This window comes from Paeniglutamicibacter psychrophenolicus, assembly GCF_017876575.1.
GTDB lineage: Bacteria > Actinomycetota > Actinomycetes > Actinomycetales > Micrococcaceae > Paeniglutamicibacter > Paeniglutamicibacter psychrophenolicus.
The window spans coordinates 3,964,233-3,981,887 of record NZ_JAGIOE010000001.1 but is presented as its reverse complement, the minus strand read 5'-3'; the positions used below and the strand labels follow the sequence as shown (position 1 = coordinate 3,981,887).

Below are 17,655 nucleotides of genomic sequence, written 5' to 3'. Positions count from 1 at the left end.
CGATGTTCGGGGAGCCGTTCCTTTTTTGGACGGGGCCTTGCCGGGATCTAGCGCGCCGGCTTGAGCACCATGGCAGAGCCGCCGCCGCGGCGCGTCGGTTCGGCGGCCGCGGTCATCGTCCCGTCCGGGGCAAACTCGATGGCCTCGAGCGCACCGATCTCCGCCTGCGGCGTGAACGAATCGCCGGCGGGCACCAATTCGTGGCCGAGGGCCTCCAGCGCGGCGCCCTGGGATTCAATGAATTCCGGTTCGGCCGTGACCTTGGCCGTGTTGCGCTGCGAGGCGCGCGGTGCGGCAATGGCCTCGGGCAGGCTCATGCCCAGGTCCACGCGGTTGACCAGGGTCTGCAGCACGGTGGTGATGATGGTCGAACCGCCCGGCGAGCCCAGGGCCAGCAGCGGCTTGCCCTCGGAGAGCACGATGGTCGGGGACATCGAGGACCTCGGGCGCTTGCCCGGATCGATCCGGTTGGGGTCGGTCGGGTTGTAGACGGTGGAGAAGTCGGTCAGCTCGTTGTTCAGCAGGAACCCGCGCCCCGGAACGACGATGCCCGAACCGCCGGTCTGCTCAATGGTCAGGGTGTAGGACACCACGTTGCCCTTGGCGTCGGCCACGGCCAGGTGGGTGGTGGAGTAGTTTTCGGTGTCGGTTTCCTCGGCCGGCGCGGCGGTGGTCGCCGGGCAGAGCCCGTCGTAGTCGGCGATATCGCCCGGGGCCACGGGCTTGGCGGCTGCCTGTTCGGGATCAAGTGCGCAGGCGCGTTCGGCACCGAACAGGGCATCGGTCAGGGTGCCGGTGGGCACGTCCACGAATGCCGGGTCTCCCACGTACTTTCCCCGGTCGGCAAAGGACAGCGCGCTGGCCTCGAGGTAGTGGTGCATGGCGCCCGGGCCCTCCATGGCGGAGAGGTCGTAGTTGCCCAGGATGTTCAGGGCCTCGCCGATGGTGGTTCCGCCGCTGCTGGAGGGAGCCATGCCATAGACCTCCAGCCCGCGGTAGTCCACCTTGGTGGGGGCCTGGGAGATGACCTCGTAGTCGGCCAGGTCCGCGGTGGAAAGGTGGCCGACCGGCACCGGAAGCTCGGTGTCCTCGGCAATCGGCGGGGCCTGGACGGCGAAGGCAATGTCGTGGGCCAGCGCCCCCTGGTAGAAGGCCTGGACCCCGTCGCGGGCCAGCAGCCGGTAGGTGCGGGCCAAATCCGGGTTCTTCAGGATGCTGCCCACCTGCGGGGCATCGCCCCCGGGGAGGAATAGCTCGGCGGTAGAGTCGAACGCGGCGAAGCGCTCCTGGTTGTCCAGGGTCTGTTCGCGGAAGGTCTCATCCACGACGAAGCCGCGGGTGGCTGCCTTGATGGCCGGCTGCAGGGCCTGTCCGAGGCTGAGTGATCCCCAGTTCTCCAGCGCCTTCTGCCAGGTCGCCGCCGTGCCGGGCACACCCACCGAGACGCCGCTGGTCACCAGCTCGGGGGTGAAGGGATAGGGGCTCCCGGTGGAGGGATCGATGAACGCGTCGTGCGGCATGGTCGCCGGAGCGGTTTCCCGTCCGTCCAGGGTGCTGACCTTTCCGGAGGCGGCGTCGTAGTACACGAAGTAGCCGCCCCCGCCGATGCCGGCGCTGTAGGGTTCGGTGACGCCGAGGGTGGCTGCCGCGGCGACGGCGGCGTCCACCGCATTGCCGCCCTTGCGCAGCACGGCGATCGCCGCAGCCGAGGCCTCCGGATCGACGGTGCTCACGGCCCCGCCGGTTCCGGTGGCGGTGGCCTGTTTGTCGGTTTGCCGCGGTTCGGCGGCGGCCGGGGCGGCGGTGATCGCGCCGGCGATGAGGGTGAGGGCGGCGGCGCAGGTCGAGGCATGGATGAATCTGTTTGACACAGGGATCTCCTTGATGGCTGTGCGAGTGGGACAAGGCCAACGTATTGCCCCCGACAGACTTCATGCAGATGTGACACGCCTCACTCGGCGGATTCGTGTGCCCGTGTCCTTGCACTCGGGATGCTGGCCGAAAGGCTCGGCGGGCCGCGCCCACCACGGCCGCAGTGCCCGCCCGTGGTGGGCGCCGGGGGCCTGCGGCTCGGCTGTGACGTACCGTTTCCGGCGGCCAGGCCGGGCACCGAATGCTCGCCTCGACCGGCATACGTACCGCTGGGAACCCCGGCCCTGAAACCGCCCGTTGCACCGGTCATGCCGTGTTCGGCGGGACTGGTGCCACGGGCGAGGGATCTTCCAGTGAAGCCCGAAAGCCTTCGGGACCAGGTCATTGACTGATATGCCAATCGACCGGCCGAGGATCTCTACAGACCGGTCTTGCTCACCCCGTGCTCTGCCTGCTTCCGCGTGTAGCCCTCGAAAATCAGCTGTTCAATCAGCCCGTTTCGGGAGAACGCCGTGTAGTCGAGGTAGTTTTCGGCGGCCTTCGCAGCCTGCTCGTTCCAATTCACTTTCACACGTTCCACTGCCCAGGTGGCGTCCTTGGTCGAGTAGTCCTCGAACTTCAATTGCGAGATCAGCCCCTTGCGCGAAAAAGCTGTGTAGTCGAGATAGTTTTCGGCGGCCCGAAGAGCGTTTTGCTGACTCACGGTTCCAGCTTCCGCCTCGGCCTTGGCGCTGGCTGCGGCCTCGGCCTTCGCTTCTTCCTTGGCCTTGGCGCTTGCTTCCGCCTCGGCTTTAGCGCTGGCCTCGGCTTCTGCCTTGGCCGCTGCCTTCGCATCTTCCTCCGCCTTGGCGCTGGCTTCCGCTTCCGCCTTTGCGCTGGCCTCGGCCTTGGCACTGGCCTCAGCCTCGGGGGACACCGCGTCGACCTCAGCGGCCTGGGTGGCGCTCGGCGACGCAACGGCAGCTGCCGTGGTTTCAGGTGCAGAGGACGACGGGTCGCCGCTGCCACCACAGGAGCCCACGATGAATGAAAGGACGACGACGCCGACGACACCGATGCCAATCTTCTTTCCCCGGCTCAGCGGCTTCTTCGGTTTCTGCGGAGGGGGAGCCGAAAATCCGCTGATGGAAGGACCGAAGTCCGAGGAACCGGATGCAGGCGAAGGAACCGCGCTGGGCGAGGGCGCTCCGGGCATCACCGACAGGTAAAGATACGGATTTGTCGAAAACTCGGCCGGCGGCATGGCCGGGTGGCCGGTGCCATTGTCCACCCACAGGGGCCAACCGGCGGGCGGAGCACCCCAAGCCGTTTCCGGAACCCACGACGGCGTGGGCTTGAAATCGGCCGGAAGGTACTGCAGCCAGAGCGGTGGCGGATTGAAACGAACAGACATGGTTCCCCCTAATGACGGTTGCGAATCGGAGCTCCCATTTCCCCCGGCAGCTCCTACGGTGACCATAGCCCCGAGCACAGACGATTTGGGGTCAGTGAACGAGTCGAATGCAGGTTCGTGGTCCTCACGAGCTTTCGCGGGGGAACCTTCCTGCCAGTGGGAATTCGGGACGTTGCTAGCCACGGAAGCTGCGAGCCCGTTTTCGTGGGTGGTCGGCGCAGGGAAAAAGCCAGATAGGCCATGACGCGTAGGCAATACGTAGGGTCCCTGGAGCCGGAATCGGCTCTGGCCTGGGTGGCGGCGTTCCGGATGGTTGCCGACCCGGCGGCTATCCGGCAGAAGGGCTTTCGTCCGCGGGCTTAGGTGCCCCGGCCACGGCGGTGAAGTCCGGAACCGTGCCGGTGACCTGCCGGGCCCGCAGGCCCTGGGCCCAGGCGGCGTTGAACAGGTAGGCCCGGGGTTCCCCGGCCTGGCCGGCGGCGGCGTCCCGCAACAGCAATGCCAACTGGGCCTCTCCGCTGCGGGCCGCATCCATGGGATTGGCGACGGCATCGGCCGGCAGCTGGTAGGCAGGCTGCCGCAAGGGTTCGCAGTCGTGCGCGGCATCAAGTTGTTTTTCGAGGGCTTCGGCGAATTCCACCAGGACCTCGGACCTGTTCCAGGCCGCGGTGCGAAGCCCGGCACTGGTCCGTGCGCCGGCAACGTCGTAGGCGTACCCCATCCGGTAGGCCGCATCGATGACCTCGCCCAGCAGCTGCCCCGAATCCGTCGATCCGGTGCCCTTGCTGTCGGCCGGCACCGTGGCCGGGCAGGCCGAGAACGTGAACTCGGGCATCTTCGCCGCGGCGACCATGTCCACGGTGGGCCCGGCGGCGGGCGCGGCCGAGGAAGAAGCCGAAGCGGGGGAGACAGTCGAGGAGGGAGCCGCCGCCTGTGCAGCCAGTTCCGTGGCCGGGGTGGGCAGCGCGTCGATGGCCGCCTGCGGGGCCCCGGCGGCGGAGAGCACGGTGCGGGCCTGCAGCACCAGCTCGAAGCCGGCACCGGAGAGCCTGCGCGCCTCCTGCTCCGGGGCGGTCAGTGCCTCGTGCAGCAGGCCGTTGCCGGCAGCGGCCAGGCGCGAGGAAAACTCGGCCGGCGTCAACGCGGGAACCGCGGAGGGCGGGGCGGCGGAGGACTGGGCCCCGGTGCCCGAGGCGGCGCTGGCCGAGGCCGCAGCGGCCGCCAATGCACCGGGTGTGAGTAATTCGACATGCCCCGCCAGCATGGACCTGGCACCCTGCAGCGCGGCGGTGGTTTTGGCGCCCGTGGAGGTGGCAGGGTGCTCGAGCATGTAGTCGACGGAATCGAGCAGCACGGGCAGTTCGTCGGTGGCCTTCGGGGGCACCTCGATGACCGGTTCGGTGCCAAGAATCCGTTGCCATGTAGGGGATTCCCGGTTCAGGTAGACCCCGGTGCCGAGGGTGGCCGCGGCCACGGCAACAACCGCCGACGCGGCCAGCACGCGGACCCTGGTGCGGGGCCTGCGGGGTGCGGGGGAAACGGGGTGCCTGGGGTCCATTGGGTGCTGATCCATCACCACCGATCATCCCATGGACCCGGGCCGCGGGGCGGCAACCGGGAATCGGGCAGACGGATGGGGCCAAAAGTCGCTACCCTAGGATTCACAACATCGAATAATGTGGGAGGACTTTCATGACCGGCAAGCCGGCAGACATCCAGCTCGAGGCGGCCCGCCTCACCGAACTACTGGAGCCCACCGTTGCCTCCCACCAGTTGGTGCTCGAAGAAGTCCAGGTGCGCCGCGCCGGGGACCAGCGCATCGTGCACGTGGTGGTCGACCTCGTCGACGGCACCAACGGCATCGAACTCGACGCGGTGGCAGAGGTTTCCCGCTCGATCTCCGAGGCATTGGACAAGGACCCGCACGACACCGCGGATCCGTACGAACTTGAAGTATCTTCCCCCGGAACCTCGCGTCCGCTGACCCTGCCGCGCCACTGGAGCCGCAACGTCGGGCGCATGGTGAAGGTCAACGTCATCGGCGAGGACAACCTGCTGGGCAGGCTGACCGCCGTGGACGAAGAGGGCATCACCATCGTCCCGGAGATCGAGGTCAAGAAGGGCATGAAGCCCAAGCAGGGCGAGACCCGCAGCATTGGCTTCTCGTCCATCCGCCGCGGCAACGTCGAGGTGGAGTTCACCCGGGCCGAGGCCGCGGCACTGCAAGAACTAGAGCTTGATCCAGAAGACGACGAAAACGCGGAGGCCTGAGTTGGACATTGATATGAGCGCGCTGCGCATGCTTGAAAAAGAGCGCGAAATCCCGATCGACGTGCTGATCCCCACCATTGAGCAGGCCCTGCTCATTGCGTACCAGAAGTCCCCGGGTGCGATGCCGCAGGCACGCGCCGAGGTCGACCGCCGCAACGGCCACGTGACGATCTTCGCCACCGAGACCGAGGAAGACGGCACCGTCGTGGGCGAGTTCGACGACACCCCCACCGGCTTCGGCCGCATTGCCGCCTCGACCGCACGCCAGATCATCCTGCAGCGCCTGCGCGACGCCGAGGACGACAACGTGGTGGGCGAGTTCAAGAACAAGATCGGCGAGATCGTCTCCGGGCAGATCCAGCAGGGCAACAACCCGATCATGGTCCAGGTCAACCTGGGTGTCGTGGAGGCCTTGCTGCCGCCGCCCGAGCAGGTGCCGGGGGAGAAGTACACCCACGGCAACCGCATCCGCTGCTACGTGGTCGATGTCAACCGCGGCCCCAAGGGCCCGGCAGTCACCCTGTCGCGTTCGCACCCGAACCTGGTCCGCCGGCTCTTCGAGCTCGAGGTCCCGGAGATCGCCGACGGTGCCGTGGAAATCATGGCACTGGCCCGCGAAGCCGGCCACCGCACCAAGATCGCCGTGCAGGGCAACGTCCCGGGCCTGAACGCCAAGGGCGCCTGCATCGGTGAAATGGGTTCGCGCGTGCGCGCCGTGATGACCGAGCTGAACGACGAGAAGATCGACATCGTCGACTACAACGACGATCCGGCCAAGTTCATCGCCTCGGCGCTGTCCCCGTCGAAGGTCGTCTCGGTGACCATCACCGATCCGGCCACCCGCTCGGCCCGCGTCGTGGTTCCCGACTACCAGCTTTCGCTGGCCATCGGCAAGGAAGGGCAGAACGCCCGCCTGGCGGCCAAGCTCACCGGCTGGCGCATCGACATCGTCTCGGACGCAGTCCCGGCCGAGTAACAGCATCCAGCCATCAGGCCGTCGCGCCCGCAGGCCGGTTGGCACCCCCCAGCGGGGGAGCCGGCCGGCCGGGGGCCGACGGTCTTTTGCTTGCCCGGCAGGGCCTGCGGGCCATCGGCTTCGAAGCGAGGTTTACGTGTCCCACGGCACGCTCCACGAAATGCCGAAACGCGCTAGACTTGTCTGTGGTCCACTATGCATAGTGGTAAATCGAATGCGGGAGAAGAACCAACGTGTCATTGCAGCAACAGCCGCAGCGCACGTGCATCGGTTGCCGCACCGTGGTGGACCAGAACCAGCTGACGCGCTGGGTCTTGAGGGCGAAGGACGGCAAGTCCGTCCCGGTGCCCGATCCGACCCGTCGTCTCGCCGGGCGGGGTGCTTGGCTGCACCCCAACCCGGAATGTGCCCAACGTGCCGTACAACGAGGGGCATTCGCTCGGTCCTTTCGGACCAACGTGGATGTCTCCTCACTTGTGGCGGAACGGCGGGCCAAGGACAGGACCCAACCTGGGAAACCGGCCTTCACAAACGTCCAACCTGAAAGCGGGTCAGAAATCTGATGGAAACCCGATGAGTTCCAAGCGATGAGCGCCTAACGATGACAAATCGCTTATGCGTCGCAGCGCCTGTGGCATCCGTTTTGGATGCTGGGCTAGACAGCAAACGTTGGTTCGTGCCAAAAACTTTGTAAGAAGAAGTGGTGCGGACCTTCAGACAGGAGAAATGTGGCTAAGGTCCGCGTACACGAGCTCGCCAAAGAGCTCGGAATCACTTCAAAGGATGCAGTTGCAAAACTGCAGGAAATGGGCGAATTCGTCCGTTCCGCATCCTCAACCATCGAGGCACCGGTCGTGCGCAAGCTGCGCACCGCGTTCCCGAACGCTGCCCCGGCAGCACCCAAGGCAGCCCCGGCCGCCCCGGTGACCCCGGGCGCAGCCGCACCGAAGCCGGCCGGCACCGTTCCGGCACCGGCTCCGGCAGCAGCTCCGGCCGCAACCGAGGCGCCAGCCGCCCCGGCAGCACCGGCCCCGGCCGCCGAAGCAGCAGCACCGTCGGCCTCGGCCGCACCGCGTCCGGGTGCCAAGCCCGGCGCACCGCGTCCGGGCAACAACCCGTTCTCTTCCCAGCAGGGCATGCGCCCCGCCGGTGAGAACGCGCGCCCCGAGCGCACCGAGCGTTCGGACCGCCCGGCTTCGGCCCCGCGTCCGGGTGCCAAGCCAGGTGGCCCGCGTCCGGGCAACAACCCGTTCGCATCCCAGCAGGGCATGCGCTCCGGCGGCCCCGGCGCAGGCGGTCCCCGTCCCGGCGGTCCCCGCCCGGGCGGCCCGCGTCCCCCGGCCGGTGCCGGTGGTCCCCGTCCCGCAGCAGGCGCCGGCGGTCCCCGCCCGGCAGCCGGTGCAGGCGGCCCCCGTCCGGCCGGTGCCGGTGGACCGCGCCCCGCAGGCGCAGGTCCGCGCACCCCGGGAGGCGCTCGCGCTACTCCCGGCATGATGCCCAACCGCACCGAACGTCCGGCTCCGGCCGGTGCACGTCCGGGTGGTCCGGGCCGTGGCGGCCCGGCACGTCCGGGTGGCGCACCAGGCGCCGGCGGAGCTCCGGGAGCAGCCGGCGGCGGCGGCGGTTACAAGGGCGGCGGCGGTCCGAACCGCGGTCGCGGTGGAACCCAGGGTGCCTTCGGCAAGGGCGGCGCAGGCCGCGGCAAGCAGCGCAAGTCCAAGCGCGCAAAGCGCCAGGAACTTGAGCAGATGAGCGCTCCGAGCCTCGGCGGCGTCAGTGTGCCCCGCGGCAACGGCACGACCGAGGTCCGCCTCCGTCGTGGCTCGTCGATCACCGACTTCGCCGACAAGATCAACGCAAACCCGGCAGCTCTTGTCACGGTGCTCTTCCACCTGGGAGAAATGGCCACCGCCACCCAGTCCCTGGATGAGGCAACCTTTGACGTCTTGGGTGCCGAGCTCGGCTACGTCGTCACCGTCGTGTCCCCCGAAGACGAAGAGCGCGAACTGCTCGCCTCGTTCTCGATCGACTTCGACGCCGAACTCGAGGCCGAGACCGACGAGATGCTTGAGGCACGTCCGCCGGTGGTCACCATCATGGGTCACGTTGACCATGGTAAGACCCGCTTGCTCGACGCGATCCGCAAGTCGAACGTCATCGAGGGCGAAGCCGGCGGCATCACCCAGCACATCGGTGCGTACCAGATCCACCACATGCACGAGGAAATCGATCGTGCGATCACCTTCATTGACACCCCGGGCCACGAGGCGTTCACCGCCATGCGTGCACGTGGTGCCAAGGTCACCGACATCGCCGTGTTGGTTGTTGCAGCGGATGACGGCGTCATGCCGCAGACCGTTGAGGCGCTCAACCACGCCAAGGCCGCCGGTGTTCCGGTTGTCGTGGCAGTGAACAAGATCGACAAGGAAGCCGCGAACCCTGACAAGGTCAAGGGCCAGCTGGCCGAATACGGCCTGGTTCCGGAGGAATACGGTGGCGACACCATGTTCATCGAGGTCTCTGCACTGCGGAAGCTCGGTATCGACGAGCTGCTTGACGCAGTGCTGTTGACCGCCGATGCCGCGTTGGACATGCGTGCCAACCCGGACAAGGACGCCCGAGGCATTGCCATCGAAGCGAACCTCGACAAGGGTCGCGGCGCCGTGGCAACCGTGCTGGTCCAGTCCGGTACCCTGGCCGTCGGCGACACCATCGTTGCCGGTACCGCACACGGTCGTGTGCGTGCCATGTTCGACGAGAACGGCGAGAACCTCGACGTTGCACTCCCGTCGCGCCCGGTCCAGGTCCTTGGCCTGTCCTCGGTGCCGCGTGCAGGCGACACCTTCCTGGTGACCGACGACGAGCGCACCGCTCGCCAGATCGCCGAGAAGCGCGAAGCCGCGGACCGCAACGCGGCCCTGGCCAAGCGTCGCAAGCGCATCACCCTGGAAGACTTCGACCAGGCCGTTGCCGACGGCAAGATCGACACCCTCAACCTCATCCTCAAGGGTGACGTTTCCGGTGCCGTGGAAGCCCTGGAAGATTCGCTGCTCAAGATCGACGTGGGAGAAGGCGTGCAGCTGCGCGTCATCCACCGCGGCGTGGGCGCAATCACCCAGAACGACGTCAACCTTGCAACCGTTGACAACGCGATCATCATTGGCTTCAACGTCAAGCCTGCTGAGCGCGTTGCCGAAATGGCCGACAAGGAAGGCGTCGACATGCGCTTCTACTCGGTCATCTACGGTGCAATCGATGACATCGAGCTGGCTCTCAAGGGCATGCTCAAGCCGGAGTACGAGGAAGCCCAGCTGGGCACCGCGGAGGTCCGCGAGGTCTTCCGTTCATCGAAGTTCGGCAACATTGCCGGCTCGATCGTTCGCTCGGGCACCATCCGCCGAAACACCAAGGCACGCGTCCTGCGCGATGGCAAGGTCATCGGCGAGGGCCTGACGGTGGACTCGCTCAAGCGGTTCAAGGACGACGCCACGGAGGTCCGCGAGGGCTTCGAGTGTGGTATCGGCCTGGGCTCGTTCAACGACGTCAAGGACGGCGACACGATCGAAACCTACGAGATGCGTGAAAAGCCCCGCGTCTAAGCCCTAAAAGGCATAGACCCTGACGGTGGGGGCCGCAGCCCAAAAGGCTGCGGCCCTTGCCGTCAACCGCATTACCTCGTAGTTCCGCAAACGTGTCAACAGAAGGAGTGATCATGGCTGATTCGGCTCGCGCCGCAAAGCTAGCCCAACGCATCAAGGTGGTTGTAGCCCAGGCACTGGGCAAGGCCGTGAAGGATCCCCGCGTGGAGGCCATCACGGTCACCGACGCACGGGTGACCAACGACCTGCAGCACGCCACCATCTACTACACGGTCTTTGGCGACGACGAAGCCAAGGCCGATGCAGCAGCCGCCCTGGCGAAGTCCAAGGGCGTCCTGCGCAAGGAGGTCGGCAAGAACGTGACAGTTCGCCTGACCCCGACCCTGGAATTCGTCGCAGACGAAATCCCGGTCAACGCCTCGAACCTCGAGGCGCTGCTTCGGGTTGCCAAGGCCAAGGACGCCGAGGTTGCCGCGCTGGCCGAAGGCAAGACCTTCGCCGGCGACGCCGACCCGTACAAGCGTGACGAAGAAGAAGAGGACGACGCCTAGTCGTTGCCCTTGCGCCCGGTTCCCCGGGCAGCAAGAAACCCCGCAACGGGATCCTGGAAAACCAGGGGCCTGTTGCGGGGTTTCTGCGTTCGGCGAGCAAGGCTGCGGCCGTGGTGCTACTTGATGGTGGCGGTCACCACCGATCCGGAGGGTGTCAGGACCATGGTGCTGACGATCATCTTGTTGTTCTGGATCGCGATGTCTGCTGCCAGGCCCGCGGGCAGGACCGTCGTGGCGTGGCCGTTGACGATCTTGGCGACGCCGCCGCCGAAGAGCTCGGCCACGTAGACGTTGCCCATGTGGTCCAGTGCGACGCCGGTGGGGGCATTGAGCCCGGTGGCAACGACCTGGGTCTTCTTGGTCAGCAGGTTCATCTTGTAGACCTTGCCCACGGACAGGGATTCACCCGGTACCCCCGGCAGGACCGTGTAGTACAGCCAGTTGCCCTTGATGGTGATGTCGGTGGGAACAGGCTGGGCCCAGTAGGTGTGCCCGAGCATGCAATCGGGAACCGTCATGCCCATCTCGGCGGCGATCGCCTGGACCGCCGCGGTGATCGTGATGGGCTCGGCGGGAAGTGCCTTGACCAGGGAGACCTTGCCTTGGTTGTTCACGTGCAGGATCGCGTTGGCGCCCGCATCACCGACGTACAGGCCGTTGCGGGCCGGCACGCTGGAGTACGGGTGGGAGAATTCCTCGCCCATGGACTGCAGGTCCGGTGCCTGGGCCAGGCAGCTGGCCGAGGCGTCGCGAACCCCGTAGACGGTATTGCCGTCGGAGTTGTGCGTCCTTTCGTACTCCGCCATGTCGGTAATGGTGCGGACCTTGCCGTTGTGGTCGATGGTCTTCAGCACCGCCGGGGTGAGCCCCGGAGCAGGCGGCTCCCCGCCCTCGGAACCCGCGTTCTGGAAGTAATAGGTGGTGTTGTTGCCGTAGGAAACACCGGCGATTTCATGTCCCGGCGCCGAGACCAGCACGGTCTTGTTGCCGGAAGGCGAAATGGAGGAGACCATTCCGGTCATTGCCTCGGCCACCAGGACGTTGCCGTGTGGCCCGAAGGCAACCTTCAACGGTCCCCCAAGACCCGTTGCAAGCTGCTTGACGTTGGTGATGTCCGGGGACGGCGGAGCGGTGGCTGACTGGGCAGGTGCGACGGAAAGCGTCACCGTCATGGCCGAGGCTGCGACTACTGCCGCAAATACGCGAAACTTCATGGTTGAGTGTCCTAGTCAAGAGAACTGGAAGCGCCGCATGCAAGCGGCACGTGAACTGTTGAACTGACTCGTCTCATCACGCGACATGGCCCAAGGCAACGACCCGATGGCCGCTGCCGGAAATTGGTGGTGCAAGAAAACATCAATGGCAGGCGAGTGACGCCGATGAAGAAACTAACGAGTGGATGCCGTGAAAACGGTGACGAGGGCGTCGGCGCCCCCAGTTGCGCCTTGCCCGACACGAGTGATCCGGCCGTGGCCAGATAGTCAGAAGGCTATGGCGCGCATGTAGGGAAGTCAATGGAAAGCATGCCCCACACGTTATTGGCATGGGAAGCGATGACTCCAGTATTTGATTTGTCATGGAGGCCTTGGTGCAGGACATGCGCCGAGTTGGAGTCGGGCACCGATCCAACGGCAATATCAGGTGGGCTGGAGCCCGCGCTCTTGGCCGTCCCCGTCCAACCCGTGGGAGACGATGCGGTCGTGGCACGCGGCGGTGGCCTCGGGCGGGACGGGCGGTGCGCCGGCGTGCAGCTTGTTGCTGATGCCCAGGGCCGAGACGACGCCGGAGACCAGCATGAGCACGGCGGTCACCATCACCACCCGGTGGAAGGCGGCGGTGTCCAGCACCGGTCCGGTGACCAGCCCCACCGCGGCAATCGCGAGCAGCCCGGCGACCCGGGACACCGCGTTGTTGATGGCCGACCCGATGCCGCTCTGCGCCGGGTCGATGGCACCGAGGATCGCGGCGGTCAGCGGGGCAACCGTCACCGCCAGGCCCAGCCCGAAGACCACGACGCCCGGCAGGATCTGCCACCAGTAGTCCAGCGGGTCCGAGGCGAAAAGCATCAGCGCGAAGCCCGTTCCTGCGAGCACCGGCCCCACGGACATGAACAGCCGCGGGCCGTACTTGCCAGCCAGCGTCCCGAAGAGCGCCGACAGCGCCAGGGACATGAGCGTCAGCGGGATCGTTGCCAGCCCGGCGGCAAAGGCGGTGAAGCCTGCGGCCTCCTGCAGGAAGACCGGGATGATGAAGGTTCCCAGCGAGATGCCGGCATAGAACGCCGCGGTGGCCAGGTTCCCGATGCCGAAGTTCCGTTCGCGGAACAGGTGCAGCGGCATCATGGGATGCCTCGCCCGCGCCTCGCGCCAAATGAACGCGGCCAGGCACAGCAATCCCAGCGCGAAGGGCAGGTAGACCATGGGGTGCGCCCAGCCGGGCCCGGCCTGGAAGATCAGGGCAAAGACCGTCCCGGCGAGCCCGAAGGCCACCAGCAGGGCACCGGGAAAATCGATCGGCGTCCGGGCTTCGGTCCGCACCGGGTCGTGCAGCCTCGCCAACAAGACCAGGGTGGCGGCGATGGGAAGGACATTGATGGCAAAGACCAGCCGCCAGGAGACGGTGTCCACGAGCAGGCCGCCAAGCAGGGGACCTGCAACGAACGCGGTGCCGGTCCACCCGGTCCAGGTTCCGATGGCGCCCGCCCGGGGTCCCTTTGGGAAGGTGGAGGTGATCAGCGCCAGGGAACTGGGGACCAGCAGGGCCGCTGCGGCGCCCTGCAGCAGGCGGGCACCGATCAGCACGGCTCCGGTCGGTGCCACGGTGCACAAGAGCGAGGCGATGCCGAAAAGGATGAGCCCGGTGCGCAGGATCCGCACCCGCCCGAAGATGTCCGACAGGCTTCCGGCGACCATGATCAGGGACCCGAGCGTGAGCAGGTAGCCGTCAAGCACCCACTGCTGGGTGGTGATGCCACCGCCCAGTTCCCGGGCGATGGCAGGCAGCGCCACGTTGACGATCGAGCCGTCAAGGAAGGCAACGAAGGAAGACAGGATGGCCACCAAAAGCACGATTCGTTCATGCCTGCTCATGATCTTCATCCCCTTTGGCCTTGGCATCCCTTGCCCCGACCGTAGGAGCCGGGCCCAAGGCAAGTCAATGGCATCTCGAGTGATCGCCATATGGGGCCGGGAACGCAACGGCTGACCGCTCGTGCCTGCCGGCCGGAAATCCGAGGCCCGCGGAAGAACCGGGGGGAAAAAGCCCCCAGCGAACCGGCCTATACTGGAGGGCGTGAAAACTGCCCCGGAGAACCCCACCCAAGCCATCGGCTCAGGCCTGGTCATCGTCGACAAACCGCAGGGTTGGACGAGCCATGACGTGGTCGGGCGCACGCGCCGGCTGGCGGGGACCCGCAAGGTCGGGCACGCGGGCACCTTGGACCCGATGGCCACCGGCGTGCTGGTGCTGGGCATCAACAAGGCCACCCGCCTGCTGACCTACATCGTGGGCGCCAACAAGACCTACACCGCCACCATCCGCCTGGGTGAATCGACGATCACCGACGACGCCGAGGGCGAGATCGTGCAGACCCGGATCGCCGCCGCGCTCACCGAGGAACAGATCCGCGCCTCCATTGCCAAGCTCACCGGCCCGATCGAGCAGGTGCCCTCCTCCGTGAGCGCCATCAAGGTCAATGGCGAACGTGCCTACGCCCGCGTGCGCGCCGGGGAAGACGTGAAGCTTGCCTCCCGCCCGGTGACCATCCACCGCTTCGAGGTGCACGACATCCGCCGCGAACGCGGCGGCAAGGTCCAGGACATCGACGTGACCGTCGAGTGCTCCTCGGGCACCTACATCCGGGCACTGGCCCGCGACCTGGGCGAGGACCTGGCAGTGGGCGGTCACCTGACCGCTCTGCGCCGCACCGAGGTCGGGCCCTACACGCTGGATCGGGCCCGGACGCTGGAGCAGCTGGCCAAGGACTTCGAGTACCTGCCGCTGGAACTGGCAGCCGACGCGCTGTTCACCCGCCGGGACTTGAGCGAGCACGAACGCTCCGAGCTCTCGTTCGGCCGCCGGATCAGCGCGAACGAGACCGAGGAAATGACGGCGGCCTTCGCCCCCGACGGGACCCTGGTGGCGCTGCTGAAGAACAAGGGCAAGGAAGCCAAGCCCGAGCTCGTGTTCGCCACCGCTTCCTAGCTTGGCAGCGCACCCGTGTGTGAACGAATGACTTTTAAGGGGTAACTTCCGCCGTGATCGTTGACGGATTCTTCATTGCCGGTGCCATCCTGTGCGCCGTGGCCGTGCTGCTGGGCGTGCTGGCCACCATCATCCGCACCTACCCGGATGACTTCGCGTTGGTGGCGGTCGCGCTGCTGGAGGTGTTCCTGGTGGTCTACGGGATCGCCGCGGCGATTCGGCAGGCCGGGGGACAGACGGTCAACGGGGAGCCATGGGAGTTCTGGGGCTACCTGCTCACGGCGCTGCTGATCCCGGTGCTGGCCTTCGTCTGGGCGGTGACCGACAAGTCGCGGTGGTCCAACACCGTGCTGGCGGTCTCCGGGGCCATAGTCTTTGTCATGTTGTACAGGATGGAACAGATTTGGGACGGGGTGTTGCCGGCATGAGCGAGCAAGGAAAAAATCCGGTGAAGCGTTCGCGCATCGTGGATGCGGCGAACCGCAAGGACAGCAACAAGCCGGTGCGCTCCAACGGCGGGCGATCCTCGGGCCTGGGCCGGATCATCATCGCCGTGTACGGGGTGCTGGCGCTCTCGGCCACGGTCCGTGCCGTCTACCAGATCCTGCTGGATTTTGGTGCGGCTCCGCTGGCCTACCTGCTCAGCGCGCTGGCGGGTGCCGTGTACATCGTCGCGACCCTCGCGCTGGCCTCCAAGAAGCCCGGCAGCTGGAGGCTCTCCTGGTACGCGGTGCTCTTCGAGCTGGTCGGCGTGCTGGTGGTGGGCACGCTCAGCTTCGTGCTGCCCGCGCTCTTTGCCCATCCGGCGGTGTGGTCGCACTTCGGTTCCGGCTACGGCTACGTGCCGCTGGTGCTGCCGCTGATCGGCCTGTGGTGGCTGGCCAGGCACAAGATGCCAGAGGTTCCAGGCGCATAGGCTCGGGCGCACGTGCCAAGCAGGCCGTTCTGTACGCGTAGGTCGCCGGGCCACCGGGATTGTTTGTGGCCGGATACCATTGCACGGCTATCTCGTTGTCGAGCCCGGCATTGCCGGAGAATGGGGCCGACCCAGCGAATCACCAGCCCCGACCTGCCGTAGTTTGAAGGGACTACGGGATGGTCCCCAATGACAGGGCGCGGTGGTCCAGATATTCCTGTCGGGTCGGAACGGTACCGGCCACCGGGACACTGCGCTGTGAAGACGCCGGGAACTCCGATATACGGACTCGGGTGGCTCCTTCACAGGTTAGGGTCTTCGTCGGCACGAATCATGAAACAACACCGAACAACCCGTCGACCGCGGTCGGAGTTACATCACTGGCACGATGCTCCTGGTTGGGCGAGCGCAGCATTCGGTTCGAGGAGCCAGGCAATTCCCCAGGCCTGAATTTGCGTGTGGGAGAATGCTCAAATGGACAGCAAAAAGCGACAGGCCATCGTTCTGATTCACGGAATAGGTGAGCAGCGGCCGATGGATACACTCCGGAGTTTCGTTGCCGGACTGGGGGAAAAGAAGTATTACAACAAGCCGGATCGGCTGTCCGACTCACTTGAATTGCGACGTTATACGTTGCCAAGCAACAGCAATCGCCCTATCACCGATTGCTACGAGCTGTACTGGGCTCATCACTTTGAATCGGGGAAGATCCTTGAGACTCTCCGATGGGCCGCCCGCCTGATCACTCGGCAATTTTTCTGGCGGCTGGACAAGACGTTGCGCGGTGTGGTCGGCATGATCCAGATAGCAGGGGCCCTGCTCGCGAGTATCGTTGGTGTGCTGATCGCCAGACTGGTGGGGTCCGAAGCTTTGGCGGCGACAGAGCTCTATTGGCTTGTTGGCATTTCCGGTGCGCTGCTGCTCGGAGTGTTGGGTTCAGGTTGGTTCATCACCGGTTCATTGGCGGATGCTGCACGCTATCTGACTCCTCACCCTCGGAACGTGGCTGCAAGAAACAGAATCCGCGCCGATGGGCTGACATTGCTCAAGAAACTTCATGAGGATGGAGACTACGACCGGGTCGTTCTTGTGGGCCACAGCTTGGGTAGTGTGATTGGAATCGACCTGATCCGTTTGGCATGGGACGAACTACGCCACCCCAACCCCGCACTCCTGAACGATTCCAACTTCCGAGTCAAGCAAACCGAAGCGAAAGCGTTCGACAAGTGCGCAACGGCACTCGACGGCTCAAGCGGAGCCAAGGACCTTGCGGATTTTCAGCAGAGGCAACACCGACTGTGGTGTGAAAACCGTGCACTGGGCGTTCCCTGGCTGGTGACGGACTTCGTCACGCTAGGGTCACCCCTGGCCCATGCCTCCCTGCTTCTCGATACCCGTTCGGTAAAGCTCAAACAGCGTCAGCGCGAGGGGGAGTATCCCCAATGTCCGCCCTTGGCCGAGCGATCTACGACGTTTGTTGACATCAAGTACCAAATCAACGAGCAATTCTCCACCTTGAAGGTGGGAAAGCATGATGCATCGTTCGGGCCGACCCGCTGGACGAACCTCTACTTTCCCGTGCGGTTCGCTTCCTTGGGCGATCCGGTCGGCGGACCGATCGCCTCCGAATTCGGCCCGGGCGTTCGTGACATCCCGGTCCGCCTTTCGCTCGGTGGATGGAGGGCCACCATCTACAAGTTGCTGCTCAAGCCGCACACCCACTACTGGTCGTGCGATCCCGGGCGGCCAAGCGCAGACAGGGCACGCCGTAAACAGCTGGATGACGTAACAGGAACGCGGGACGCAAACACGATGCTGCTCGACGCGCTCAAGCTGTAGGCCGATCAGGCCGGAAGCCGGGACCGCGCGGCTTC

At 66.0% G+C, this 17,655-nt stretch carries 14 protein-coding genes; 9 read left to right on the top strand and 5 right to left on the bottom strand.

Features of this window, described 5'->3' with window-relative positions:
• Positions 1-47: 47 nt before the first annotated feature.
• The 3 genes from ggt to JOF46_RS18005 form a co-directional block, all read right to left on the bottom strand.
• Positions 48-1,877 carry a gamma-glutamyltransferase gene (gene ggt, locus JOF46_RS18015; protein ID WP_209912017.1) on the bottom strand — a complete coding sequence of 610 codons (1,830 nt, stop codon included), beginning with the start codon at positions 1,875-1,877 and terminating at the stop codon, positions 48-50.
• A gap of 413 nt (positions 1,878-2,290) precedes the next feature.
• On the bottom strand, positions 2,291-3,265 hold the full coding sequence (locus tag JOF46_RS18010; protein WP_245348181.1) for an Ltp family lipoprotein: 975 nt from the start codon (positions 3,263-3,265) through the stop codon (positions 2,291-2,293).
• A gap of 328 nt (positions 3,266-3,593) precedes the next feature.
• Positions 3,594-4,838, bottom strand: a complete 1,245-nt coding sequence (locus tag JOF46_RS18005) for a hypothetical protein (RefSeq protein WP_209909682.1) — start codon at positions 4,836-4,838, stop codon at positions 3,594-3,596.
• 119 nt (positions 4,839-4,957) lie between these two features.
• On the opposite strand from JOF46_RS18005, the gene rimP reads away from it, so the two are divergent.
• The 5 genes from rimP to rbfA all read left to right on the top strand — a co-directional run bounded on the left by rimP (position 4,958) and on the right by rbfA (position 10,662).
• The gene (gene rimP, locus JOF46_RS18000) at positions 4,958-5,536 is read left to right on the top strand and encodes a ribosome maturation factor RimP (RefSeq protein WP_209909679.1); all 579 of its coding nucleotides are present in this window, start codon (positions 4,958-4,960) and stop codon (positions 5,534-5,536) included.
• A 1-nt stretch (position 5,537) separates the two neighbouring features.
• A complete protein-coding gene (gene nusA / locus JOF46_RS17995) occupies positions 5,538-6,512 on the top strand; it encodes a transcription termination factor NusA (RefSeq protein WP_209909676.1) in 975 nt (324 codons plus the stop codon).
• A 233-nt stretch (positions 6,513-6,745) separates the two neighbouring features.
• The gene (locus JOF46_RS17990; protein ID WP_342592497.1) at positions 6,746-7,075 is read left to right on the top strand and encodes a YlxR family protein; all 330 of its coding nucleotides are present in this window, start codon (positions 6,746-6,748) and stop codon (positions 7,073-7,075) included.
• A 165-nt stretch (positions 7,076-7,240) separates the two neighbouring features.
• A complete protein-coding gene (gene infB, locus JOF46_RS17985) occupies positions 7,241-10,111 on the top strand; it encodes a translation initiation factor IF-2 (protein ID WP_209909673.1) in 2,871 nt (956 codons plus the stop codon).
• Between the two features lie 113 nt (positions 10,112-10,224).
• On the top strand, positions 10,225-10,662 hold the full coding sequence (gene rbfA, locus JOF46_RS17980) for a 30S ribosome-binding factor RbfA (protein ID WP_209909670.1): 438 nt from the start codon (positions 10,225-10,227) through the stop codon (positions 10,660-10,662).
• A 116-nt stretch (positions 10,663-10,778) separates the two neighbouring features.
• Here rbfA and JOF46_RS17975 read toward each other — a convergent pair whose 3' ends face one another.
• Positions 10,779-11,876 (bottom strand): ScyD/ScyE family protein, encoded by a 1,098-nt coding sequence (locus JOF46_RS17975; RefSeq protein WP_209909667.1) that lies wholly within the window; start codon positions 11,874-11,876, stop codon positions 10,779-10,781.
• Positions 11,877-12,299: 423 nt separating this feature from the next.
• Positions 12,300-13,751: an MFS transporter gene (locus tag JOF46_RS17970; RefSeq protein WP_209909664.1), complete on the bottom strand. Its 1,452-nt coding sequence runs from the start codon at positions 13,749-13,751 to the stop codon at positions 12,300-12,302.
• Between the two features lie 235 nt (positions 13,752-13,986).
• Here JOF46_RS17970 and truB point away from each other — a divergent pair, with 235 nt between their 5' ends.
• The 4 genes from truB (at position 13,987) to JOF46_RS17950 (ending at position 17,620) form a co-directional block, all read left to right on the top strand.
• The gene (gene truB / locus JOF46_RS17965; protein ID WP_071215767.1) at positions 13,987-14,865 is read left to right on the top strand and encodes a tRNA pseudouridine(55) synthase TruB; all 879 of its coding nucleotides are present in this window, start codon (positions 13,987-13,989) and stop codon (positions 14,863-14,865) included.
• 53 nt (positions 14,866-14,918) lie between these two features.
• Positions 14,919-15,293 carry a hypothetical protein gene (locus JOF46_RS17960; RefSeq protein ID WP_209909661.1) on the top strand — a complete coding sequence of 125 codons (375 nt, stop codon included), beginning with the start codon at positions 14,919-14,921 and terminating at the stop codon, positions 15,291-15,293.
• Positions 15,290-15,781, top strand: a complete 492-nt coding sequence (locus tag JOF46_RS17955) for a hypothetical protein (RefSeq protein WP_209909658.1) — start codon at positions 15,290-15,292, stop codon at positions 15,779-15,781. The genes JOF46_RS17960 and JOF46_RS17955 overlap by 4 nt, the downstream gene beginning before the upstream one ends.
• A gap of 474 nt (positions 15,782-16,255) precedes the next feature.
• Positions 16,256-17,620 (top strand): hypothetical protein, encoded by a 1,365-nt coding sequence (locus tag JOF46_RS17950; protein ID WP_209909655.1) that lies wholly within the window; start codon positions 16,256-16,258, stop codon positions 17,618-17,620.
• Positions 17,621-17,655: the final 35 nt, after the last annotated feature.